At 66.9% G+C, this 22,876-nt stretch carries 18 protein-coding genes and 1 pseudogene; 9 read left to right on the top strand and 10 right to left on the bottom strand.

Annotated elements, in window-relative coordinates; translation table 11 throughout:
• Positions 1–12: 12 nt before the first annotated feature.
• Both AAG801_RS17410 and AAG801_RS17405 read right to left on the bottom strand, forming a co-directional pair.
• Entirely contained in the window at positions 13–1,866 is a 1,854-nt protein-coding gene (locus AAG801_RS17410) for a TRAP transporter large permease subunit (RefSeq protein ID WP_341889483.1), read from the bottom strand.
• 23 nt (positions 1,867–1,889) lie between these two features.
• Positions 1,890–2,501 (bottom strand): TRAP transporter small permease subunit, encoded by a 612-nt coding sequence (locus AAG801_RS17405; RefSeq protein ID WP_341889482.1) that lies wholly within the window; start codon positions 2,499–2,501, stop codon positions 1,890–1,892.
• A 163-nt stretch (positions 2,502–2,664) separates the two neighbouring features.
• On the opposite strand from AAG801_RS17405, the gene AAG801_RS17400 reads away from it, so the two are divergent.
• Positions 2,665–3,954: an SUMF1/EgtB/PvdO family nonheme iron enzyme gene (locus AAG801_RS17400; protein WP_341889481.1), complete on the top strand. Its 1,290-nt coding sequence runs from the start codon at positions 2,665–2,667 to the stop codon at positions 3,952–3,954.
• Between the two features lie 7 nt (positions 3,955–3,961).
• Here the strand turns inward: AAG801_RS17400 and AAG801_RS17395 are convergent, their stop codons facing one another.
• From AAG801_RS17395 to AAG801_RS17375, 5 genes are all read right to left on the bottom strand, one after another.
• The gene (locus tag AAG801_RS17395; RefSeq protein WP_341889480.1) at positions 3,962–5,404 is read right to left on the bottom strand and encodes an MFS transporter; all 1,443 of its coding nucleotides are present in this window, start codon (positions 5,402–5,404) and stop codon (positions 3,962–3,964) included.
• A 77-nt stretch (positions 5,405–5,481) separates the two neighbouring features.
• The gene (locus AAG801_RS17390) at positions 5,482–6,612 is read right to left on the bottom strand and encodes a 2-aminoethylphosphonate--pyruvate transaminase (protein ID WP_341889479.1); all 1,131 of its coding nucleotides are present in this window, start codon (positions 6,610–6,612) and stop codon (positions 5,482–5,484) included.
• 62 nt (positions 6,613–6,674) lie between these two features.
• Complete coding sequence (locus AAG801_RS17385; protein ID WP_341889478.1) at positions 6,675–8,399, bottom strand: putative 2-aminoethylphosphonate ABC transporter permease subunit; 1,725 nt, start codon at positions 8,397–8,399, stop codon at positions 6,675–6,677.
• A complete protein-coding gene (locus AAG801_RS17380; protein WP_341889477.1) occupies positions 8,396–9,538 on the bottom strand; it encodes a putative 2-aminoethylphosphonate ABC transporter ATP-binding protein in 1,143 nt (380 codons plus the stop codon). The genes AAG801_RS17385 and AAG801_RS17380 overlap by 4 nt, the downstream gene beginning before the upstream one ends.
• Positions 9,539–9,615: 77 nt before the next feature.
• Positions 9,616–10,647 carry a putative 2-aminoethylphosphonate ABC transporter substrate-binding protein gene (locus AAG801_RS17375; protein WP_180839047.1) on the bottom strand — a complete coding sequence of 344 codons (1,032 nt, stop codon included), beginning with the start codon at positions 10,645–10,647 and terminating at the stop codon, positions 9,616–9,618.
• A 171-nt stretch (positions 10,648–10,818) separates the two neighbouring features.
• Between AAG801_RS17375 and AAG801_RS17370 the strand changes: the two genes are divergently transcribed.
• From AAG801_RS17370 to AAG801_RS17350, 5 genes are read left to right on the top strand one after another with little or no spacing between them, the layout of a single operon-like run.
• A complete protein-coding gene (locus AAG801_RS17370; RefSeq protein WP_101492539.1) occupies positions 10,819–11,565 on the top strand; it encodes a phosphonate utilization associated transcriptional regulator in 747 nt (248 codons plus the stop codon).
• A gap of 1 nt (position 11,566) precedes the next feature.
• Positions 11,567–12,793, top strand: coding sequence for a phosphonoacetate hydrolase (gene phnA / locus AAG801_RS17365; protein WP_099795884.1), 1,227 nt, complete (start codon positions 11,567–11,569; stop codon positions 12,791–12,793).
• Between the two features lie 26 nt (positions 12,794–12,819).
• On the top strand, positions 12,820–14,268 hold the full coding sequence (phnY, locus tag AAG801_RS17360; protein ID WP_341889476.1) for a phosphonoacetaldehyde dehydrogenase: 1,449 nt from the start codon (positions 12,820–12,822) through the stop codon (positions 14,266–14,268).
• Positions 14,269–14,270: 2 nt separating this feature from the next.
• On the top strand, positions 14,271–14,840 hold the full coding sequence (locus tag AAG801_RS17355; protein ID WP_341889475.1) for a phosphonate degradation HD-domain oxygenase: 570 nt from the start codon (positions 14,271–14,273) through the stop codon (positions 14,838–14,840).
• Positions 14,841–14,849: 9 nt separating this feature from the next.
• Complete coding sequence (locus AAG801_RS17350) at positions 14,850–16,238, top strand: FAD-dependent oxidoreductase (protein ID WP_341889474.1); 1,389 nt, start codon at positions 14,850–14,852, stop codon at positions 16,236–16,238.
• A gap of 21 nt (positions 16,239–16,259) precedes the next feature.
• On the opposite strand, the gene AAG801_RS17345 is transcribed toward AAG801_RS17350, so the two are convergent.
• Positions 16,260–17,777 (bottom strand): CoA-acylating methylmalonate-semialdehyde dehydrogenase, encoded by a 1,518-nt coding sequence (locus AAG801_RS17345; protein WP_099795888.1) that lies wholly within the window; start codon positions 17,775–17,777, stop codon positions 16,260–16,262.
• Between the two features lie 22 nt (positions 17,778–17,799).
• On the bottom strand, positions 17,800–19,155 hold the full coding sequence (locus AAG801_RS17340) for an aspartate aminotransferase family protein (RefSeq protein ID WP_341889473.1): 1,356 nt from the start codon (positions 19,153–19,155) through the stop codon (positions 17,800–17,802).
• Positions 19,156–19,261: 106 nt separating this feature from the next.
• Between AAG801_RS17340 and AAG801_RS17335 the strand changes: the two genes are divergently transcribed.
• Complete coding sequence (locus tag AAG801_RS17335; RefSeq protein ID WP_192195667.1) at positions 19,262–20,230, top strand: LysR family transcriptional regulator; 969 nt, start codon at positions 19,262–19,264, stop codon at positions 20,228–20,230.
• A gap of 158 nt (positions 20,231–20,388) precedes the next feature.
• Here AAG801_RS17335 and AAG801_RS17330 read toward each other — a convergent pair whose 3' ends face one another.
• Positions 20,389–21,153, bottom strand: a complete 765-nt coding sequence (locus AAG801_RS17330; protein ID WP_099795891.1) for a FadR/GntR family transcriptional regulator — start codon at positions 21,151–21,153, stop codon at positions 20,389–20,391.
• Between the two features lie 217 nt (positions 21,154–21,370).
• On the opposite strand from AAG801_RS17330, the gene AAG801_RS17325 reads away from it, so the two are divergent.
• Together AAG801_RS17325 and AAG801_RS17320 are read left to right on the top strand one after the other, a co-directional pair.
• Positions 21,371–22,576, top strand: a complete 1,206-nt coding sequence (locus AAG801_RS17325) for an ABC transporter substrate-binding protein (protein ID WP_341889472.1) — start codon at positions 21,371–21,373, stop codon at positions 22,574–22,576.
• Positions 22,577–22,670: 94 nt separating this feature from the next.
• Positions 22,671–22,876: pseudogene (locus AAG801_RS17320) on the top strand (branched-chain amino acid ABC transporter permease); the annotation flags it as partial.

The raw sequence follows: 22,876 nt of genomic DNA, 5'->3' as shown, positions 1-22,876 counted from the left end.
AGCGGAGGCCGCTCAGGGTTTCTGCGGCGGCGACTTCAATGCGTCCTGCATCGCCTTCATCGGATCGGTCTCGCCGGTCTCGGCCGCCGGCTCGGGCGTCGAAGACGGGGCTGCTGCGGGAGCCGCAGGTGCCGCGCCCTCCGCGTCCGGCACTTCGACCTTCGGCTCCGACTCTTCCGCGCCGCCGTACGGGTCGGCCGGCGGGGCGCCTTCTTCGGGCTTCAGGCTGTCGCGCATCTGCGCGCCGATGTCGTCGAGGTTGACCTTCACTTCCTTGTCGAGGCTGCCCGTCACGATCTGCGGGAACGCGATCAGCACGCCCACCATCGTCAGCTGGATCAGCACGAAGGGAATCGCGCCCTTGTAGATCTGCATCGTGGTCACGGGCTCCATGACCTTCTGCGTGACGCGGTCCACGTACTGCTTCTCGGGGGCGACCGAGCGCAGGAAGAACAGCGCGAAGCCGAAGGGCGGGTGCATGAACGAGGTCTGCATGTTCACTGCCAGCAGCACGCCGAACCAGATCAGGTCGATGCCCATCTTGTGCGCCACCGGGGCCAGCAGCGGCACCACGATGAACGACAGCTCGAAGTAGTCGAGGAAGAACGCCAGGAAGAAGATCAGCACGTTCACCGCGATCAGGAAGCCCACCGGGCCGCCGGGCAGCGAGGTCAGCAGGTGCTCGACCCAGATCGGACCGTCGGCGGCCTGGAACACCAGGCTGAACACCGTCGCGCCGATCAGGATGAACATCACGAAGCTGGACAGCCGCGTGGTCGAGCCCAGCGCCTGCTTGAGCAGCGAGAAGCTCATGCGACGGCGCACCCAGGCCATGATCAGCGCGCCCATGGCGCCCATCGCGCCGCCTTCGGTCGGCGTGGCCACGCCCAGGAAGATGGTGCCCAGCACCAGGAAGATCAGCAGCAGCGGCGGGATCAGCACGAAGGTGACCCGTTCGGCCAGGCGCGACAGCAGGTTGAGCTTCAGGCCCTTGTTGATCAGCGCAATCACCAGCGCCACGAACACGCCGCCGCACATGGCGACCACGACCTTTTCGTCGGTGGCCACGAAGGTCACGGGCTCGCCCTGGAACCAGGTGTGCACGGTCTCCATGTTGCGCGCCAGGAACACGGCCACGACGGCCGACAGCGCCGTGATGCCCACCAGCGAGGCGTAGCCGCCACCGCCGTTGGGCTCGCGGAAGGTGCGTGCCTCGGGCGGCAGCGCGGGCACCTGCGCGGGCTTGAAGATGGCGAGGAACACGACATACAGCACGTACATGCCCATCAGCATGAAGCCGGGCAGGAAGGCGCCCTTGTACATGTCGCCGACGCTCTTGCCGAGCTGGTCGGCCATGATGATCAGCACCAGCGAGGGCGGGATGATCTGCGCCAGCGTGCCCGAGGCGGCGATCACGCCGCTGGCCAGGCGCCGGTCGTAGCCGTAGCGCAGCATGATGGGCAGCGAGATCAGTCCCATCGAGATGACCGAAGCCGCCACCACGCCGGTGGTGGCCGCCAGCAGCGCGCCGACGAAGATCACCGCCAGGGCGAGGCCGCCGCGCATCGGGCCGAAGACCTGGCCGACCGTGTCGAGCAGGTCTTCCGCCATGCCGCTGCGCTCCAATATGAGCCCCATCAGCGTGAAGAAGGGCACCGCGAGCAACGTGTCGTTGGCCATGATGCCGATGAGCCGCTGCGGCAGCCAGGCCATGACGGAGGCCTGGAACACGCCCAGCTCGATACCGACGAGTCCGAAGAACAGGCCGCAGGCGCCGAGGCTGAATGCGACGGGAAAGCCCAATAGCAGGAAGCAGATCAGCCCCGCGAACATGATCGGGGCGAAATTGGCAACAATGAATTCCATGGTGTCTTTTCTGCCTTGGCCGTTCAGTGCTGGGGCTTGGCCGCGGCGGCGTCCGCCTCGGCCTGGCGACGCAGCGCCTCGATGAGTTCGTCTTCAGCGGTCTTGTCGGTCAGGCGGCCCATCGGGTCAGGACCTTCGCCGCGCAGGAACGCGATGCGCTTGATGAGTTCCGACCAGCCCTGAAGCATCAGCAGCACGAAGCCCACCGGCAACGCCACCCACACCGGCCAGCGGATCAGGCCGCCCGAGTTACCGGACATCTCGCCCGACTGGTACATCTGGATCACCACCGGCATCGACAGCCACAGCACCGTGATGCACAGCGGCGTCAGGAAGAGGGCGAAGCCGACGATGTCGATCCACACCTGCGTGCGTTTGGACAGGCGGCTGTTCAGCACGTCGATGCGCACGTGTTCCCGCTGCAGCAGCGTGAGGCCGGCGGCCACCAGGAACGACCAGGCAAACAGGTACCACTGCACTTCGAGGAAGGCGTTGGAACTGGTGTTGAAGACCTTGCGGACGATCGCGTTGAGGGCGCTGATCACCGTGGCGGCCAGGATGAGCCAGATGGCGTATTTGCCGACCTGGGCATTGAGCCAGTCAATGGCCCGGGACAGCTTGAGCAAGCCTTGCATTACATCTCCATTTTTGTATTGGATGCCCCGATACGACGGCACCCGACGCACTGGCTTTGTGTGCCAACGGGTCGGGTGCAAGAGGCGGCTCGGATTCTATCGGTGTACGGGGAAAGTTCTTTTCGGGTCCTACCCAGGGCTGCCATGGTGGCCATAATGCGACATGGCCCAGACTCCGCGCCCTCCACCGGCCCCGGCGGCAGCGGGCCCGCTGTCGATCGACTCCCCCGACATGCGCCGCGCCGGCCGCGACCTGCTGTCGCTGGCCCTCATCGACGCCCGCAACCACACGCTGCACCTGCTGTCCCTGTTCGAAGAGGCGCTGGGCGAAAGCATGCGCGTGCCGCAGCAGCCGGGCGTGCTGCCGCCGGTCTGGCTGGCGGGCCACATCGGCTGGTTCGCCGAATGGTGGATCGGGCGCAACACGCAGCGCGCCTTCGGCATCGACTGCCCCGTGCGCCCCACGCGGCTGGCCGCCATCGACCCCGACGCCGACGACTGGTGGAACCCCGCCCAGGGCGCCGCCGAGCGCAGCGGGTCGCCCGACCTGCCGGGCCTGGGCCAGACCAAGGCCTACCTGCTCGAAACCCTCGAGAGCACGCTCGAACTGCTCGAGAACGCCGCCGAGACCGATGCCGGCCTGTACTTCTACCGGCTCGCGCTGTTCCATGAAGACCTGCGCGGCGAACAGCTCGTGGTGCTGGCGCAGACGCTGGGCCTGCCGCTGAACATCGAGCCGGCACCCATCGCCGTCACGCATGAGCCGCTGCTGCTGCCCGCCACGCGCTGGGAGCTGGGCCTGCCCGAGCACAGCGGCTTCCTGTTCGCGCAGGAAGGCGCGGCGCACCGCGTCGACGTGCCCGAGTTCGAGATCGACGCCCAGCCCGTCACCTGGGACCAGTACATCCAGTTCGTCGACGACGGCGGCTACGACCGCGAGGAGCTGTGGCACAGCGACGGCTGGCGCTGGCTCGCCGCACAGACCGAAGGCCGGCGCGGCCCGCGCCACGTGGAGCAGATCGGCGTGGCCCGCAACGGCACGGGCGGCTCGGTGCTGCAGCAGCGCTTCGGCGTCACCGTGCGCGCGGCCGGGCACCACAGCGCGGTGCACCTGAGCTGGTGGGAGGCCGACGCCTGGGCGCGCTGGGCCGGCCGGCGCATCGCGACCGAGGTCGAATGGGAAATCGCGGCCCACACGGCCGCGCGGCGCGGCTTCCGCTGGGCCGACGTGCACGAGTGGACCGCAGGCACGCTGCAGCCCTGGCCGGGTTTCCGGGCCGATCCGTGGAGCGCGGGTGGCGAGTTCGATCCCGTGGCCGCATTCGGCCGCGCGCGCGTGCTGCGCGGCGCCTCGTTCGCGACCCGTGCGCGGCTGCGCTCGCCGCGCCGACGTGGCTTCGCGCTGCCCGATTCCGACGACGGCTTCTTCGGCTTTCGCACCTGCGCGCTGTAGCGCGCCGTCAGGGCCGTTCGCCGCCGGCTTCCGACGACAGCGGCGGGGCCACTTCTTCCAGCGGCTTGCGTTCCGCATCGGCCGCGTAGCGCAGCGCCAGCAGGCCCGCGACGATGACCAGCACGGCGCCGATCAGGTAGCCCACCATCACCGCGCCGCGGCTGCCGGTCTCGATCAGCAGGCCGAACAGCACCGGCGCCGCGAAGCCGCCCGCGCCCATGCCGATGGCATAGAAGATCGCGATGGCCATGGCGCGCATCTCGAGCGGGAACACCTCGCTCACCGTGAGGTAGGCCGAGCTGGCCGCCGCCGACGCCAGGAAGAACACCGCCGACCAGCACAGCGCCTGGCTGCGCGCGTCGAGCCAGCCCTGCATGAAGGCCCAGCCCGTGAGCGCCAGCCCCACGCCGGCCAGCACATAGGTCAGCGCGATCATCTTGCGCCGGCCCACGCTGTCGAACAGCGGGCCCAGCAGCAGCGGCCCGAGCACGTTGCCCAGCGCAAACGGAAAGATGTACAGCGCCACGCGGCCTTCGGCCACGCCGTAGAAGCGCGTCAGCACCAGCGCGTAGGTGAAGAAGATCGCGTTGTAGAAAAAGGCCTGCGACACCATGAGCGCCACGGCCACCATGCTGCGCGCCGGATAGCGTCGCAGCAGCACGCGCGCCACCTCGCGCATCGGCGGGCTGTTCTGGCGCGCGGCGGTGTACATCACGTGGCCATGCGCAGCGGGCAGCGGGCCGTGCTGCACTTCGACTTCGCGCTCGATGTCCGCAACGATGCGCTCGGCTTCGTCTGCACGCCCGTGCGCGATGAGCCAGCGCGGGCTCTCGGGCACATGACGCCGCACCAGCAGGATCGCCACCGCAAGCACCGCACCCAATGCAAAGCCGGCGCGCCAGCCCCACACCGGGCCGATCACGCGCGCGTCGAGCAGCACCAGGCTCAGCGCCGCGCCGAGCGCCGCACCGATCCAGAAGCTGCCGTTGATCGCGAGGTTGACGCGCCCGCGCACGCGCGCCGGAATGAGTTCGTCGATGGCCGAGTTGATCGCCGCGTACTCGCCGCCGATGCCCAGCCCGGTGACGAAGCGGCACAGCGCAAAGAAGGCGAAGTTGGGTGAGAAGGCCGTGGCCAGCGTGCCGAGCGTGTAGACCACGAGCGTGAGCAGAAAGAGCTTCTTGCGCCCGAGTCGGTCGGTGAGCCGGCCGAACACCAGCGCGCCGATCACCGCGCCCGCGATGTAGATCGAGCCCGACCAGCCGATCTCTCCCGCCGTGAGCCCGAGCGTGTCGGGCCGCTCCAGCACCGCGCCGATGGAGCCCACCAGCGTGACCTCGAGGCCGTCGAGAATCCAGGCCACGCCCAGCGCGATCACCACGCGCCAATGCCAGCGCGACCACGGCAGGCGGTCCAGGCGGGCAGGGATGTCGCTGCGCAGAACCGTCATGCGGGGCATTATGCGAAGCGCATCACTCCCGCGTTGTAGGACCGGCGCTGCAATGCGCCGGCCTGCTCAGAGGGTCTTCAGGCCGCGACGGCCGCCGTCACCTGCCGGATGCCCATGGCTTTCAGCGTGTCGGCAATGGCCGCCACCGCGCCCGGAATGCCCGCGTCGCCGAAGTGACCCATGCAGCCCACGCGGAAGGTCTCGACCTGCGTCAGCTTGCCGGGGTACAGGATGTAGCCGCGCTTCTTCACCTCCTGGTAGAAGGTCTTGAAGTCGTAGTTGGCGTCGTCGGGCGCATGGAAGGTGACGATGATCGGCGCCTGGATCGCCGGGTCGAGGAAGCTGCGGAAACCGAGCGTCGCGAGCCCGTCGATGAGCGCCTTGCAGTTGCGCGTGTAGCGTCCACCGCGCGCGGGCAGGCCGCCTTCCTCGATGTACTGGGCAATGGCGGTGTCGAGCGCGGCGACCACGTGCGTGGGCGGCGTGAAGCGCCACTGCGTGGTCTTCTCCATGTAGACCCACTGGTCGTACAGGTCCATGCTCAGCGAGTGGCAGTTGCCTTCGCACTTCTCGAGCGTGCTGCGCTTGACGATGACGAAGCCCATGCCCGGCACGCCTTCGAGGCACTTGCCCGAGGCGGCGACCACGGCATCGAACGGCGTCTTGCGCGCGTCGATGTCCAGCGCGCCGAAGGAGCTCATGGCGTCGATGATCAGGCCGCGTCCGTGCTTGGCGACGACCAGCGCGATCTCGTGCAGCGGGTTGAGCACGCCGGCGCCGGTTTCGCAGTGCACCACCGCCACGTGCGTGATGCTGGGGTCGGCCGCGAGGGCGCGGTCGACGTCGGCGGGCAAGACCTGCTTCTCCTCGGTGTAGTCGATGGTCGTGAGCTTGCGGCCCAGCACCTTGCAGATTTTTGCGAGGCGCTGGCAGTAGGCGCCGTTGCTCGGCACCAGCACATGGCCGGTGCGCGGCACGATGGTGCCGATGGCCGCTTCGACCGAGAAGGTGCCGCTGCCTTGCAACGGAACGCATTCGTGCGTGCCCGTGCCGTGCACGATGTTCAGCACTTCCTTGCGGATGCGCGCCGTGATCTGGTTGAAGTCGGCGTCCCACGATCCCCAGTCGCGCAGCATCGCTTGGCGGGTGCGGTCCGAGGTGGTCAGGGGGCCGGGCGTGAGCAGGATGGGGTGGGCGGCTTGACTCATGATGTCTCCAGGCAGGGAAAGGGAATGAGGGGCGAGAGTGATGAGGGGAACAGGAAAGCGGTTCAGCCGCGGCTGAGGTTGCGCCAGGCCTGCGTGCGTGCAAGCAGCACGCGCGTCAGCAGGGCGTAGGCGATGCACACCAGCGTCGAGGTGACGACGATCAGGCTGGCCAGCGCGGCGGCCGGGCCGATGTCGCCGGCGTCGTCCAGGTGCATGATCGCGACCGACGCGAGGATGGTCTCCGGCGTGTACAGGAAGATGGCGCACGACAGGCTGGCCATCGACACCACGAAGAAGTAGCGCCCGATGTCCAGGATGGCCGGCAGGCACACCGGCACCGTCACGCGCAGGAAGGTCTTGAAGAACGGCACCTTGAGCGAGGCCGACACGGCTTCGAACTCGTTGTCGATCTGCTTGAGCGCCGTCACCGCCGTGAGGTGGCTCGAGGTGTAGTAGTGCACCACCATCGAGATGATCAGGATCGCCATCGTCTGGTACAAGAAGTTCAGCGGGTTGGACGGATGGTTGAAGAACATCACGTAGCCCAGGCCGAGCACCAGGCCCGGCACCGCCATCGACAGCACCGCCATCAGGTGCATGCCCTTGCGCATGAGGCCCAGGTTGCGCGTCTTCTCGATCAGGTAGGCGCCCACGAACACGATGAGCGAGCCGGCCACCGCCGTCACCATCGCCACCATCAGGCTGTTGCCGTAGGCAGCGGCCATGTCGCTCTCGATGAGCACGAAGTGGTAGTGCTTGAGCGTGAACGACAGGTCGTACGGCCACAGCGAGATCGCCGAGGTGTAGACCGCCATGCCGATGGTCGCCAGCAGCAGGCCGCAGACCACGGTGCAGAACAGCGTGAGCACTGCATCGGCCACCTTGCGGGGCTTGGGCGTGTAGGGCACCGAGCGCGCCGTAAGCTGCGCCTTCAGCTTGCGCCGCACCACGTAGTCGATCACGAACGAGATGATCGACGGCAGCAACAGCAGCATGCCGACCACCGCACCGATCGAAAAGTTGTGCTGCCCGACCACCTGCTTGAACACGTCGACCGACAGCACGTTGAAGTTGCCGCCGATGACCTTCGGCGCGCCGAAGTCGCTCACCACATAGGTGAAGACCACGGTGGCCGCGCTGATCAGGCCGTACTTGCACGAGGGCAGGGTGATCGTCATGAACTGACGGAACGGGCGCGTGCGCAGCGCGGTGGCCGCCTCGTACAGCCGGCCGTCGGCCAGCGACAGCGCGGTGACGAGGATCATCAGCGCGTGCGGAAAGGTGTTGTAGACCTCGGCCAGGATGATGCCGGGCGCACCGTAAATCGAGGCGCCGCCCAGCAGGAACTTGAGCGCGCCCTGGTTGCCGAACCACTGCACGAACGAAATGGCCGACAGCAGCGAGGGCGCGAGCAGCGGAATGAGTGCGATGAGGCGGAACACCGCTTTCAGCGGCGCCGGCATGCGGCTGCGCGTGAGCGCGTAGGCGAACACGAAGGCCGTGGGCACCGAGATCATCACCACCGCGGCCGACACCCAGATCGAGTTCCACGCCGCGCGCAGCAGGCTCGGTGTCTGGAAGTAGGTGATGAAGTGGGCCAGGCCGACGAAGTTGCCGTTCTTGTCCTGCACCGCGTGCGCCAGGATGGTGAGCAGCGGCGCGACCAGGAACACGAACAGCATCGCCATCACCACGAACAGGATGGCGCGCGCGATGGTCTCGTCGCGGCTCCAGCGCAAGGCCGGGCGCGCGGCCAATACAGGGCGAGGATGTGCCAGCGTGTTCATGATTTCGCCGGGCGCGCAGCAAAGGCGCGGATGCGGTTGGCGCGCAGCGCGATGTCGATCGTGTTGCCTTCGCGGATGTCCAGGTCGTGCAGCTGGTTCAGCGAGAAGTGCAGGCCCAGCACCTGGCCGTGCAGCGCGTCGGCCGTCACCTCGGCGATGCACAGGCCGCCCAGGAACTCGACCTTCGTGACCTTGGCCTGCAGGCGGTTGGGCGTGTCGTCTTGCAGGTGCTCGACCGCGCGGTCTTCGGGGCGCAGGTACAGGTTGACGTCGTCGCCGGGCTCGAAGGCGCCGTCGCAGGCGTCGCACTGCAGCTCCATGTCGCCGACCTGGAAGCGCTGGTTGCCCAGCGCCACCGCGCGCAGCACGTTGACCTTGCCCACGAAGTCGGCCACGAAGGGCGTGGCCGGCTGCTCGTAGATTTCCATCGGCGTGCCGACCTGCTCGATCACGCCGTGGTTCATCACCACGATGCGGTCGGCCATCGAGAGCGCTTCTTCCTGGTCGTGCGTGACCATGATGGTCGTGATGCCGACCTGCTTCTGCAGCCGGCGGATCTCGCCGCGCAGGCGGATGCGCTCCAGCGCGTCGAGCGCCGACAGCGGTTCGTCGAGCAGCAGCAGGCCGGGCCGCGTGGCCAGCGCGCGGGCCAGGGCCACGCGCTGTTGCTGGCCGCCCGAGAGCTGGCTCGGGTACTTGGCGCCCGAGGTCGGCAGGCCGACCAGCTTCAGCAGCTCGTCGACGCGCGCCTTGATCTCGCCCCGCTTCGCGCGGCTGTTGACGAGGCCGTAGCCCACGTTGTCCGCGATCGACAGGTTGGGAAAGAGCGCATACGACTGGAACACGATGCCGTAGTCGCGCTTGTCCGGCGAGAGCCACGAGACGTCCTTGCCGTTCTGCAGGATCTGCCCGGCGGTCTGCGTTTCCAGGCCCGCGATGATGCGCAGCAGCGTGGTCTTGCCGCAGCCCGAGGGGCCGAGAAAGCACAGCATCTCGCCGGGGTTCACGCGCAGGTGCACGTCGCGCAGCGCGCTGAAGGTCTCGAAGTCCTTGCGAACACCGACGATCTCGAGGGCCGCGGGCGGGGCCGCGGTGGGGGTCAACTGGCTGGCAATGAAGCGGGTGTCGGTCATGTCCATTTTTCGCACTCGTCGTTGGAGGGCGTCACCAGTTGCGGCGGCACCCTTGAATTGAAAACCGGGGGATGCCGTCGGGCTTACTTGGGCTCAGCTTTTCCTTCGTAGCGCTTGCTCCACTCGGCCAGGATGCGTTCGCGGTTTTTCGCAGCCCAGTTCAGGTCGTTCTTGGCCAGCAGCTTCTCGTAGTTCTCAGGAATGCCTTCGAGCTTCGAGACCACGCCCGGGTAGGCGACCACGGCCCACCAGCGTGCGCTGATCTGGTTGGCTTCCTTGCTCGCCATCCAGTCGGCGAAGCGCTTGCCTTGCGCCAGCTTCGTGCTGGTCTTCATGAGGCTCGTGGCCTCGATGTCCCAGCCCAGGCCTTCCTTCGGGAAGATCAGGTCGACCGGCGCGCCCGACTTCTTCACCTGGTGCGCGCGGAACTCGAACGAGATGCCGATCGGGAACTCGCCCGCGCCCGCCTGCTTGCAGGGCTTGGAGCCCGAGTGCACGTACTGGGCGATGTTCTGGTGCAGCGCGTCCATGTACTTCCAGCCTTCGGCGTCGCCCAGGTTCTGCAGCCAGTACGACACATCGAGGTAGCCGGTGCCGCTGGAGGCGGGGTGCGGCATCGAGATCGTGCCCTTGTAGATGGGCTTGGTCAGGTCCTTCCAGCTTTCGGGCTTGGGCAGGCCGAGCTTCTTGGCCTCGACATGGTTGAAGCAGATGGTGGCGGCCCATACGTCCATGCCGACCCAGGCCGGCGGGCGGGCGGCGTCGGAGTACGCGGGGTTCAGTTCGTTGAAGCCCTTGGGCTCATAAGGAAGCAGCATGCCTTCCTGCTGCAGCAGCGCCAGGCTGCTGGCGGCCAGGCCGGCCACCACGTCGGCCTGCGGGTTGGCTTTTTCGGCCAGCAGCTTGGCGGTGACGATGCCGGTGGAATCGCGCACCCACTTCACTTCGATGTCGGGGTTGGCCTTCTCGAAGGCGTCCTTGTAGAGCTTCATGGCGTCGGTTTCGAGCGCCGTGTAGACCAGGAGCGGCGTCTTTTGCGCCCACGCACTGCCGGACATGAGGCCGAGGGCCGCAACACACAGGGCGGCCGTGAGACGGCGCGTGCTTTGTTTCATCGTCATCTGTTTTCTCCTGAAAGGCTGGCTGTCACTGAAGAGGGTGAGTGAGGGGCTGGCGCCGGCGCGAAGGTGTCCAACGCCGTCCGGTGTTTGCAATGTAGGTTGCTGATTGCCGACTGTCAATAAAAAATTGTTGACAGTTGACGATCCTTCGGGAAAATACGCCCCATGGTCACCAGCAATCACTCCGCCGCCCTCGCGTTCCTCCAGTCCAGCTCGCTGCCGATGCTGATGCAGGAAGAAATCGAGCGTTTGATCATGACGGGCGAGCTCCCCGTGGGCAGCCGCATCAACGAGAGCGAGCTCTCGCTGCGCTTCAACACCAGCCGCGGCCCGATCCGCGAGGCGCTGCGCGCCCTGGAAGAAGCCGGCCTGGTGCGCAACGAGAAGAACCGCGGTGTCTTCGTGCGCGAGATCGCGTTCGAGGAAGCCGACGAGATCTACGAACTGCGCGAGGCGCTCGAAGAAATCATCGGCCGGCGCGTGGCGCTGGCCATCCAGCCCGACGCGGTGGAGCGCCTGCGCGCCATGGTCGACGCCATGCGCTCGGCGGCCCAGGCCCAGGACGTGGAGCAGTACGCGCAGCTCAACCTGCAGTTCCACGAGATCCTGCTCGACACGGCTGGCAGCAAGAAGCTCACCGAAACCTACAAGCGGCTCGTCAAGGAGCTGCACCTTTTCAGAATGCGCGCGCTCGACAGCGGCGGCGGCCTGCGGGTCTCGGCCGACGAGCACAGCCACATCGTCGACGCCATTGCCAGCGGCAACGCCGACACGGCAGGCCGCGCGCTGCGCACGCACGTCGCCGACAGCCGCGCGCGCATGCACAAGGCCTTCGGTCGCATCGACGGCGATGCGGCTGCCATCAGCAACACCCCTGTTACCCCGAACCACCCACCCCAAAAGGAAGTCTGAAATGACACCGGAGACACTTGAAGTCAATGCCAGAAGCTATCGCTGGATGGCCCGTCCGATCGTGGTCGTGTGCGTGGACGGCTGCGAGCCGGCCTACCTCGACGCAGCCATCGAAGCCGGCGTGGCCCCGTACATCGCCCGCATGCGCAAGGACGGCGCCGACCTGCTCGCCGACTGCGTCGTGCCCTCGTTCACCAACCCCAACAACCTGTCGATCGTGACCGGCGCGCCGCCCGCGGTGCACGGCATCTGCGGCAACTACTTCTTCGACCGCGAGCTGGGCCAGGAAGTGATGATGAACGACCCCAAGTACCTGCGTGCCGGCACCGTGCTGGCCGCGTTTGCCGATGCAGGCGCCAAGCTGGCAGTGATCACCGCCAAGGACAAGCTGCGCAAGCTGCTCGGCCACAAGATGAAGGGCATCTGCTTCTCGTCCGAGAAGTCGGACCAGGTGACGATGGAAGAGAACGGCATCGACAACGTGCTCGACATGGTCGGCATGCCCGTGCCCTCGGTGTACAGCGCCGAGCTGTCGGAGTTCGTGTTCGCCGCCGGCGTGAAGCTCATGGAATCGCAGCGTCCTGACCTGATGTACCTGTCGACCACCGACTACGTGCAGCACAAGGCCGCACCGGGCAGCCCCGCAGCGAATGCCTTCTACCAAATGATGGACGGCTACCTCGCGCAGCTCGACGCACTCGGCGCCACCATCGTGCTCACGGCCGACCACGGCATGAACGACAAGCACGGTGCCGATGGTTCGCCCAACGTCATCTATCTGCAGGACGTCCTCGACGGCTGGTACGGCGCTGAAACGGCCCGCGTGATCCTGCCGATCACCGACCCGTACGTCGTGCACCACGGCGCGCTCGGCTCCTTCGCCACGGTCTATGCCCCCGACGAAGCCAGCGTGCCGGGCTGGATCGAACGCATCAAGGGCATCCCGGGCATGGAGCTCGTGCTCTCGCGCAAGGAAGCCGCGCAGCGTTTCGAGCTGCCGCCGGACCGCATCGGTGACATCGTGGTGGTGAGCGAGCAGAGCACCGTCATCGGCACCGCCGCCAGCCGCCACGACCTCTCGGCGCTCGAAGTGCCGCTGCGTTCGCACGGTGGTGTGTCCGAGCAGAAGGTGCCGCTGATCTGCAACCGCCCGGTCGAAGGCATTGCCGCCGGTCGCCGGCTGCGCAACTTCGATGCGCTCGACCTTGCCCTGAACCACGCACGCTGAAACCACACGGACCACACGGAGCATTCATGAGCCAAGCCATCCTGAAGCCAGGCACTGTCCACCGCGAAGCGCTGCGCATCGCCGGCGAGAAAGTCCACCGCGACCGCACCATCGACGTCACCTACCCGTACACCGGCGAAGTGATCGCCACCGTGCCCAAGGCCACGCTGGACGACGTGCGCAATGCCCTGCGCATCGCCCGCGACTACAAGCCCACGCTCACACGCTACGAGCGCTACAAGATCCTCATGCGCGCCGGCGAGATCATCGCCTCGCGCCTGGATGAAATGTCGCGCACCATCACGCTCGAGTCGGGCCTGTCGCGCAAGGACTCGCTGTACGAAGTGGGCCGCGCCTCCGACGTGCTGCTGTTTGCCGCCAACCAGGCGCTGGTGGACGACGGCCAGGTGTTCTCCTGCGACCTCACGCACCACGGCAAGAGCCGCAAGGTCTACACGATGCGCGAACCGCTGCTGGGCGCCATCACCGCCATCACGCCGTTCAACCACCCGCTGAACCAGGTGATCCACAAGGTGGCGCCGGCCATTGCGACCAACAACCGCATCGTGCTGAAACCCAGCGAGAAGACGCCGCTCACGGCCTTCCTGCTGGCCGACATCCTGTACGAAGCCGGCCTGCCACCGCAGATGCTGTCGGTGCTCACGGGCGACCCGAAAGAGATCGCCGACGAGCTGCTGACCAATGCCGACGTCGACCTCGTCACCTTCACCGGCGGCGTGCCCATCGGCAAGTACATCGCGGGCAAGGCCACCTACAAGCGCCAGATCCTGGAGCTGGGTGGCAACGACCCGATCATCGTGATGGAAGACGCGGACATCGAGGAAGCGGCCACGCTCGCTGCCAATGGCTCTTACAAGAACTCGGGCCAGCGCTGCACAGCCGTCAAACGCATGCTGGTGCACGAGTCGGTTGCCGATCAGTTCGTCGAACTGCTGGTCGCCAAGACCAAGGCCCTGAAGTACGGCGACCCGATGGACCCCGACACCGACATGGGCACCGTGATCGACGAAGCGGCTGCCAAGCAGTTCGAGGCCGTGGTCAACGAAGCGATCGCAGCGGGTGCCAAGCTCCTGTACGGCAACGAACGCTGCGGCGCGCTGTACTCGCCCACCGTGCTCGACCACGTCGATCCCGAGATGACCGTCGCCAAGCAAGAGACCTTCGGCCCCGTGTCGCCGGTCATCCGCTTCAAGAACATCGACGAAGCGATCCGCATCTCGAACGGCACGGCCTATGGGTTGTCGTCGTCGATCTGCACCAACCGGCTGGACTACATCACGCGCTTCATCCGCGAGCTGAACGTGGGCAGCGTGAACGTGCGCGAGGTGCCGGGCTACCGCCTGGAGCTCACGCCCTTCGGCGGCATCAAGGACTCGGGCCTGGGCTACAAGGAAGGCGTGCTCGAAGCCATGAAGAGCTTCACCAACACCAAGACCTACTCGCTGCCCTGGTAACCATGAGCCTCAGCATCCCCGACATCGTCGGCCTCTTCGAGACCAAGGGCCATGCGCAGTACGACGGTGAGCCGGTCACGCAGCTGGAGCATGCGCTGCAGTCGGCGCACCTGGCCGAGCAGGAGGGGGCGGACAGCGCGCTGATCGCCGCCTCCCTGCTGCACGATCTGGGCCACCTGCTGCACGACTTCGGCGGCACGCCGACGCAGCAGGGGCTGGACGACCTGCACCAGTACCGCTGCCTGCCGTTTTTGCGTGCGCTGTTCGGTCCGGCCACGCTGGAACCGATCCGGCTGCACGTGGACGCCAAGCGCTTTCTGTGTGCGCGCGTGCCCGGCTACCTGGAGGCGCTGTCGGCCGACTCGAAGCGCAGCCTGCAACTGCAGGGCGGCGTCTTCGACGAGGCGCAGGCCCAGGCCTTCGAGGCCCTGCCGTACGCGATGGATGCAGTGCGCCTGCGGCAGTGGGACGACACGGCCAAGATGGCCGATGCCGACATGCCCGGCCTCGCACACTTCGTGCACCATCTCGAAATCAGTTCCGCCGAGCACCGGCAAGCCCTCACCGCCTAAGGCACACGGATGCGCCCCTTCTGGATCGAACAAGCGCTCTTCAACGATGGCGATCTGGCCCCGGCGCTGCAAGGCGAAACCACCGCTGACGTCTGCATCGTCGGTGGCGGCTTCACCGGCCTGTGGACGGCCATCCAGGCCAAGCTGCAGGCGCCCGCGCTCGACATCGTCATTCTCGAAAGCGACCTCTGCGGCGCCGGCGCGAGCGGGCGCAACGGCGGTTGCCTGCTCACGTGGTCGGCCAAGTTTTTGACGCTGCGGCGGCTGTTCGGCGAAGGCGAGGCCGTGCGCCTCGTGAAGGCGTCGGAAGCGGCAGTGGGGCACATCGCCGACTTCTGCGCGGCGCATGGCATCGACGCCGAGCTGCGGCGCGACGGCACGCTCTACACCGCGACCTCGCAGGCGCAGATCGGCACGCTCGATCCGATGATGCAGGCGCTGGAGGCGCGCGGCATCCACTCGTACCATGCGCTGCCGCCCGACGAAGTGGCGCGGCGCTCGGGCTCGGCGCGCAACCTGGCCGGCGTGTACTCGCCGATCGCCGCCACCGTGCATCCGGGCAAGCTGGTGCGTGGGCTGCGCCGCGTGGCGCTGGCCATGGGCATTCGCATCCACGAGCGCACGCCGATGCTCGACTTCAGCACCGACCAGCCCGTACTGGTGCGCACGCCCACCGGGCGCGTGCGCGCAAAGAAACTGGTGCTCGCGATGAACGCGTGGATGGCCAGCCGCTTCCCGCAGTTCGAGCGGACCATCGCCATCGTGTCGAGCGACATGATCATCACCGAGCGCTGCCCCGAGCTGCTGCAGCAGATCGGCCTGACCGACGGCGTGTCGGTGCTCGACTCACGCACCTTCGTGTACTACTACCGCAGCACGGTCGACGGTCGCATCATGCTGGGCAAGGGCGGCAACACCTTCGCCTGGGGCGGCCGCATGGCCAAGGTGTTCGACGAGCGTTCGCCCTACGAGGCCGAGCTCACGCAGGCCCTGCATTCCTTCTTCCCCGCGTTGAGCAACACGCCGATCACCGCGAGCTGGAACGGTCCGTCCGACCGCTCGGTGACGGGCTTCCCGTTCTTCGGCAAGCTCGATGGCGCGCCGCACATCTACTACGGCTTCGGCTACTCGGGCAACGGGGTGGGGCCGACCTACATGGGCGGGCAGATCCTGTCGTCGCTGGTGCTCGACCAGGACAACGCATGGACGCGCAGCCCGATCACGGCAGGGCCGCTGGGCTACTTTCCGCCGGAGCCGATGCGCTACGTGGGCTCGATCGTCGTGCGCAACGCGATCCGCCGCAAGGAACGCGCTGAGGATGAGGACCGCCAGCCGTGGCTGGTGGACCGCATGCTCAGCAAGCTCGCGAACGCCGCAGGAAAAGCCGACAAGGCTTGACCTGCTGCGGACGCTTCGATATCAGCGGTTCGACGGGAACGAGAACATCGTCCCTTCACGCACGCCGGCCGAGGGCCAGCGCTGCGTGACGGTCTTGCGCTTGGTGTAGAAGCGCACGGCGTCGGGGCCGTAGGCGTGCAGGTCGCCGAACAGCGAACGCTTCCAGCCGCCGAACGAGTGGTACGCCACGGGCACGGGCAGCGGCACGTTGATGCCGACCATGCCGACTTGGATGTTGTCGCTGAACCAGCGCGCGGCCTCGCCGTCGCGCGTGAAGATGCAGGTGCCGTTGCCGTACTCGTGCGCGTCGATCAGGTCCATCGCCTCTTGCAGCGTCTTCACGCGCACCACGCCGAGCACCGGGCCGAAGATCTCTTCCTGGTAGATCGTCATGCCGGGCTTCACGTGGTCGAACAGGCAGGCGCCGAGGTAGTAGCCGCCTTCGTGGCCTTCGACCTGGATGCCGCGGCCGTCGACCACCAGCTTGGCGCCGGCGGCCACGCCCGCGTCGACGAAGGCCTTGACCTTCTCGAAGTGCGGCTGCGTGACCAGCGGGCCCATGTCGTTGCCGTTGTCGGTGCCGGGGCCGACCTTCATCTTGGCGATCTCGACCTTCAGGCCTTCGACCACCGCGTCGGCCGTGGCGTCGCCCACGGCCACCACCAGCGGGATCGCCATGCAGCGCTCGCCGCACGAACCGTAGGCCGCGCCCATGAGCGCGCTCACCGCGTTGCCGATGTCGGCATCGGGCATCACCACCGCGTGGTTCTTGGCGCCGCCGAGCGCCTGCACGCGCTTGCCGTGGGCCGTGCCCGTGGTGTAGATGTATTCAGCGATGGGCGTCGAGCCCACGAAGCTCACGGCCTTCACGCGGCGGTCGGTCAGCAGCGTGTCGACCGCTTCCTTGTCGCCGTTGACCACGTTCAGCACGCCCGGCGGCAGGCCGGCCTGCAGCGCGAGTTCGGCCATGAACAGCGTGGAGGAGGGCGTGCGCTCCGAGGGCTTCAGCACGAAGGTGTTGCCGCAGGCCACGGCCATCGGCCACATCCACAGCGGCACCATGACGGGGAAGTTGAACGGCGTGATGCCGGCCGCGACACCCATGGCCTGGAACTCGCTCCACGAGTCGATCGACGGGCCGACGTTCTTGCTGTGCTCGCCCTTGAGCAGCTCGGGCACGTAGCTGGCGTACTCGACGTTCTCGATGCCGCGCTGCAGCTCGCCGTGCGCGTCGGCCAGCACTTTGCCGTGCTCGGCGGTGATCAGCGCGGCGATGGTGTCGGCGTTTTCTTCGAGCAGCGTCTTCAGGCGGCTCATCACGCGGGCGCGCTTCAGCGGCGGCGTGTTGCGCCAGGCCGGGAAGGCGGCCTGCGCCGCGGCGATGGCCTGCTCGACCGTGAGCTTGTCGGCGAGCGCGACGCTCTTGGCCGACAGGCCGGTGGCGGGGTCGAACACCGGCTGCACGCGGCTGCCGCCGCCGACGTGCTTGCCGTCGATGAAGTGGCCGATGGTGGCGGTGACGTTCTTGTCGTGTTGCATGTCTTCAGGTCTCGAAAGGGATTCAGGCGGTTTCTGCGAGGGCGTCGGAAAGGGCGTTGACCATGCGGTCGATCTCGGCCTTCTCGGCAATGAACGGCGGTGCGAGCTGGATCGTGTCGCCGCCGTAGCGCACGTAGAAGCCTTTCTTCCAGCAGTTCATCGCGATCTCGTAGGGGCGGCGTGCGGGCTCGCCCGGCAGCGCGGCGATGGTGATGCCGGCGGCGAGGCCGTAGTTGCGGATGTCGGCGACGTGCTTGCTGCCCTTCAGGCTGTGCACGGCGTTCTCGAAGTGCGGGGCCAGCGTCTGCACGCGGCCGATCATGTCTTCCTTCTGCAGCACGTCGAGCGCGGCGATGCCGGCGGCGCAGGCCACGGGATGCGCGCCGTAGGTGTAGCCGTGCGGGAACTCGAGCATGTACTCGGGGCCGCCCGCAGCCATGAAGGTGTCGTAGATGTCCTTGTTGGCGACTACGGCGCCCAGCGGCTGCGCGCCGTTGGTGACCTGCTTGGCGATGTTCATGATGTCGGGCGTGACGCCGAAGGCATCGGCGCCCGTGAGCGCGCCGCAGCGGCCGAACCCGGTGATCACTTCGTCAAAAATCAGCAGGATGTTGTGCGCCGTGCAGATGTCGCGCAGACGCTTCAGGTAGCCCTTCGGCGGAATTACCACGCCGGCCGAACCGGCAAAGGGCTCGACGATCACGGCCGCGATGGTCGAGGCGTCGTGCAGCGCAATGAGGTCGAGCAGGCGGTCGGCCAGCTCTGCGCCGTTCTCGGGCATGCCGCGCGTGAAGGCATTGGCTGCCAGCAGCGTGTGCGGCAGGTGGTCGGCCTCGATGCCCTGGCCGAACAGCTTGCGGTTGGCCGCGATGCCGCCCACCGAGATGCCGCCGTAGTTCACGCCGTGGTAGCCCTTCTCGCGGCCGATGAGGCGCGTCTTGCCGGCCTGGCCCTTGGTGCGCCAGTAGGCGCGCGCCATCTTCAGCGAGGTGTCGGCGGCTTCGGAGCCCGAGCCGGTGAAGAACACGTAGTCCAGGCCGGCGGGCGTCAGTTCCTTGATCTTGTTGGCCAGCTCGAACGAGAGCGGGTGGCCGAACTGGAAGGCGGGCGAGTAGTCGAGCTTGGCGATCTGGCGGCTCACCGCCTCGGTGATCTCGGGGCGGCCGTGGCCCAGGCCCGAGCACCACAGGCCCGAGAGACCGTCGAAGATCTTGCGGCCGTCGTTGTCGGTGAAGTAGGCGCCCTTGGCCTCCACGATGATCCGCGGATCGGCCTTGAAGTTGCGGTTGCCGGTGTACGGCATCCAGTGCGCCTCGAGCCAGGCGGCGTCGGTGCGCGCGGTGGGCGTGGGTTCGATGGCGGGTGTGGCGAGGGTCATGGCGCATCCCGCGCAAGGCGGGTTCCGGGGGTGAAGGGATGTGCCGATTGTTCGCAGAGCCTTCAGTGTGGAGAATGGCGCAATATCAATGTTCACTTGACGATCCATGCAAGTAAAGGCCAAGGCCTCGCCCGCCACCGAAACCAGCGCCCAGGGCACCCGCAACCGCGCCGTCCTGGGGCAGCTCAGCGACATGGACCTGCGCCTGCTCAAGGTGTTCAAGAGCGTGGTCGACTGCGGCGGCATGGCGGCGGCCGAGCTGGAGCTGAACATCGGCACCTCCACCGTGAGCCGCCACGTGAAAGACCTGGAAACGCGGCTGGGCCTCGTGCTGTGCCGGCGCGGCCGGGCAGGCTTTGCGCTCACGGCCGAGGGCCAGCGCGTGTACGACGAGACGCTGCGGCTGCTGGCCTCGGTCGACGCCTTCCGCGGCAGCATCGACGACATCCACAACCGCATGGGCGGACAGCTGGAGGTGGCGCTGTTCGACAAGACGGCGACCAACCCGAAGGCGCGCATCGGCGAGGCCATTGCCCGCTTCACCGAGATCGCGCCCGAGGTGAACCTGGCGGTGCATGTGGGCTCGATCAACGCCATCGAACAAGGCGTGCTGGAGGGCAACTTCCAGATCGGCATCATCCCGGCGCACCGCAGCTCGAAGAGCCTGGTCTACGCCGACCTGTTCGACGAGACCATGCTGCTGTACTGCGGCAAAGGGCACCCGCTGTTCGACAGCCCGCACGGCAAGCTCACGTGGTCGAAGCTCGGCGAGCACCATTTCGCCGGGCTGGGCTACCACTCGCCGAACATGGAGCTGAGCCACCGCGCGCGGCTGTCGCGCAAGGCGACCGGGTTCGACCAGGAGGCGATTGCAACGCTGATCCTGTCGGGGCGCTTCCTGGGCTTCTTGCCCGACCACTACGCACAGGTGTTCGAGCAGCGCGGGCTGATGAAGGCCGTGCTGCCGGCGCGCTTCAACTATGCGTGCCGGTTCGTGAGTCTGCTGCGGCGCTCGCCGAAGCCTTCACGGGCGGTGCTGGCGTTTCAGGCGTGTTTGGAGCAAGCGCACAAGTGAGTTGATCTTGCTCCCTCTCCCGCTTGCGGGAGAGGGCTGGGGTGAGGGTGTCGGCGATGACAAAGGGCGCGCAGGTGCGAAGGCCCGCGGCCCTCACCCTAACCCTCTCCCCGAGGGGAGAGGGGACAAGACAAACGGCCCGTTCTCAACCCAGCCGGTCAGCGCTGCCCGCTCGGCAGCAACAAATGCTTCGCCCCGATGTGCGCCTCCATCTCATGCATATGGTGCTCCGCATCCACCATGTGCTCCGCCATCAGCCGCCGCACCTCGTCCGCATCTTCCTTGCGATACGCCGCCAGCAGTTGCGTGTGGTAGTCCACGTTGGTCTCGCCGAAGTGGTGGTGGTCCAGCGCCTTCTTGTAGACGACGAGGTCGCGCAGCAGGTCGTTGAGAAAGCGGCACATGAAGGACAGCACCGGATTGGGGCAGGCCTCGGCGAGCATCGTGTGAAAGGCCAGCTCGGCCTCGCGCTGGGTGCGCAACTCGTCTTCGTTGGTCGGCTCGATGGTGCACAGGCGCACGTTCTCTTCGAGCCTTGTGAAGTGTTCGGGCGTGAGCCGCCCGACCACGCTCACGGCCAGCTCAGGCTCCAGCGCCTTGCGAAGCTGGTAGATGTGGTGGCCGTCGAGGTGATGAAAGTGCAGGAAGTTGCGCAGCGGTTCCGACGCGTGGTCGACCGACACCTGCTGCAGGTACGCGCCGCCGCCCGGGCCGGTGCGGATCGAGATCAGCCCGCGCACCTCGAGCGCCTTCAGCGCCTCGCGCACGGTGCTCTTCGAATAGCCGAAGAGCTCGATCAGTTCCTTCTCGTTCGGTAGCCGGTCGCCGGGCTGCTTGCGCTCGGCAACGATCCATCGCTTGACGTCTTCGACGATGACGTCCGAGAGCTTTTGCCGCTTCGGAGGGTTGTGCCCCACTCTCATCAAAACGCTCCATCCATGCACATCGGGAGATGCGCGGGATGCGCAACAGCGCGCGATCTTAACGGCGTCATCGGCAGGGTCGGGTTGGGTTGGGGCACGGGGCTTGCTAGCGGGTTTTTACCAGCATATTAATCCTATTTATCCGCTTAAATTGCCGGCGATCGCAGGCACTGTGTTTTCTTCCCCCACTTTCTACACCTCACGACCGGAGAACCCCATGCAACGCAGACAACTCCTTCAGCTCGCAGCCCTGTCGGCCACCCCGGCCTCGCTCCTGATGAGCCGCTCGGCCATCGCCCAGGCCACGGACGTGATCCGCTTCGGTGCACCGGTGCCCATGTCGGGTGCCTTCGCGGCCAACGGCAAGTTCGCCGACCTGGGCACCAAGCTGGCGATCGAGCAGTACGGCAAGGTGCTGAACCGTCCGCTGGCCTACACGCTGCTCGACACCGAAGGCAAGCCGGCCACCGCCGTGCGCAAAGTGCAGGAAGCCTCGCAGCAGCAAGGCGCCAAGTTCTTCGCGGGCGGCATCCTGTCGTCGGAAGCACTGGCCATGGGCAAGGAGGCCGAGAAGGCCGGCGGCCTGTTCATCACCACCGCGGGCGCCGATGAAATCACCGGCAAGGACTGCAATCCCGCCACCTTCCGCTGGTCGGTGCCCACCTTCGGTGCCATCGAGCAGACGGTGCGCCCGCTGATCGCGTCCATGCCCAAGGCCAAGCGCTGGTACACGATCACGCCGCAGTACGTCTTCGGCGACGGCCTCCTGAGCGCGGCCAAGACCATCTTCCAGGAGAAGGGCATCGAGCACGTGGGCAACAGCTACCACTCGCTAAACGACAAGGAGTTCAGCGGCTACCTCACCAACGCCATGGCCGCCAAGCCCGACGTGCTGCTGCTCTTGAACTTCGGCGCGCAGTCGTCGGCCGCGCTGCGCCAGGCGGTGAGCTTCGGCATGCACAAGAACATGACGATCCTCATGGCCTGGGCCTCGGGCCTGGAGCAGTTCGACGAGCTGGGCGCCGACCTGTGCGACGGCGTCTACTTCGGTGCGCAGTACTGGCACACGGTCGACACGCCGCTCAACAAGGACCTCGTGAAGCGCACCGCCGACAAGCTGAAGATCGTGCCCAACTACAGCCTGGCCGGTTCGTACATCTGCACCAAGATCCTCATCGACGGCATCGTCAAGGCCGGCACGGTCGACCAGAAGGCCGTGATCGCCGCGCTCGAAGGCATGAAGTTCGACGGCCTCACGGGCGTCGAAGAAATTCGCAAGGCCGATCACCAGGTCATCAAGGACTACTACCTGCTCAAGGGCAAGGCGAAGTCGAAGATGGCCAACCCGGCCGACTACGTCGACGTGATCAGTTCCGGCAAGTCGTTCCTGCCCGTCGACAAGACCGGCTGCAAGCTGGCCTGACGCCGCCCGGCTTCGCGCCGCGCTCGCGCCCGCATCGTTTGCGGCGCGGGCAGGGCGTGGGCCGCCTGCCCGTTTGCCATCCCCCACGACACCTATGTCCGTCTACCTGCTCCAGACCATCAACGGAATCGGCATCGGCATGCTGTATTTCCTGCTGGCCGTTGGCTTGTCCATCGTGTTCGGCCTGCTGCGCTTCGTGAATTTCGCGCACGGCGCTTTCTACCTGCTGGGCGCTTACCTGTGCTTCCAGGCCATGCAGTGGGGCCTGAACTTCTGGGCCGCGCTCGTGCTGGTGCCGCT

This window comes from Variovorax sp. YR752, from assembly GCF_943372545.1.
This window is presented reverse-complemented; position numbering and strand designations above follow the sequence as displayed.

Coding starts and splice junctions, on each gene's coding strand:
- AAG801_RS17410 (WP_341889483.1), bottom strand. CDS start 1,866: ATGGAATTCATTGTTGCCAATTTCGCCCCGATCATGTTCGCGGGGCTG.
- AAG801_RS17405 (WP_341889482.1), bottom strand. CDS start 2,501: ATGCAAGGCTTGCTCAAGCTGTCCCGGGCCATTGACTGGCTCAATGCC.
- AAG801_RS17400 (WP_341889481.1), top strand. CDS start 2,665: ATGGCCCAGACTCCGCGCCCTCCACCGGCCCCGGCGGCAGCGGGCCCG.
- AAG801_RS17395 (WP_341889480.1), bottom strand. CDS start 5,404: ATGACGGTTCTGCGCAGCGACATCCCTGCCCGCCTGGACCGCCTGCCG.
- AAG801_RS17390 (WP_341889479.1), bottom strand. CDS start 6,612: ATGAGTCAAGCCGCCCACCCCATCCTGCTCACGCCCGGCCCCCTGACC.
- AAG801_RS17385 (WP_341889478.1), bottom strand. CDS start 8,399: ATGAACACGCTGGCACATCCTCGCCCTGTATTGGCCGCGCGCCCGGCC.
- AAG801_RS17380 (WP_341889477.1), bottom strand. CDS start 9,538: ATGGACATGACCGACACCCGCTTCATTGCCAGCCAGTTGACCCCCACC.
- AAG801_RS17375 (WP_180839047.1), bottom strand. CDS start 10,647: ATGAAACAAAGCACGCGCCGTCTCACGGCCGCCCTGTGTGTTGCGGCC.
- AAG801_RS17370 (WP_101492539.1), top strand. CDS start 10,819: ATGGTCACCAGCAATCACTCCGCCGCCCTCGCGTTCCTCCAGTCCAGC.
- phnA (WP_099795884.1), top strand. CDS start 11,567: ATGACACCGGAGACACTTGAAGTCAATGCCAGAAGCTATCGCTGGATG.
- phnY (WP_341889476.1), top strand. CDS start 12,820: ATGAGCCAAGCCATCCTGAAGCCAGGCACTGTCCACCGCGAAGCGCTG.
- AAG801_RS17355 (WP_341889475.1), top strand. CDS start 14,271: ATGAGCCTCAGCATCCCCGACATCGTCGGCCTCTTCGAGACCAAGGGC.
- AAG801_RS17350 (WP_341889474.1), top strand. CDS start 14,850: ATGCGCCCCTTCTGGATCGAACAAGCGCTCTTCAACGATGGCGATCTG.
- AAG801_RS17345 (WP_099795888.1), bottom strand. CDS start 17,777: ATGCAACACGACAAGAACGTCACCGCCACCATCGGCCACTTCATCGAC.
- AAG801_RS17340 (WP_341889473.1), bottom strand. CDS start 19,155: ATGACCCTCGCCACACCCGCCATCGAACCCACGCCCACCGCGCGCACC.
- AAG801_RS17335 (WP_192195667.1), top strand. CDS start 19,262: ATGCAAGTAAAGGCCAAGGCCTCGCCCGCCACCGAAACCAGCGCCCAG.
- AAG801_RS17330 (WP_099795891.1), bottom strand. CDS start 21,153: ATGAGAGTGGGGCACAACCCTCCGAAGCGGCAAAAGCTCTCGGACGTC.
- AAG801_RS17325 (WP_341889472.1), top strand. CDS start 21,371: ATGCAACGCAGACAACTCCTTCAGCTCGCAGCCCTGTCGGCCACCCCG.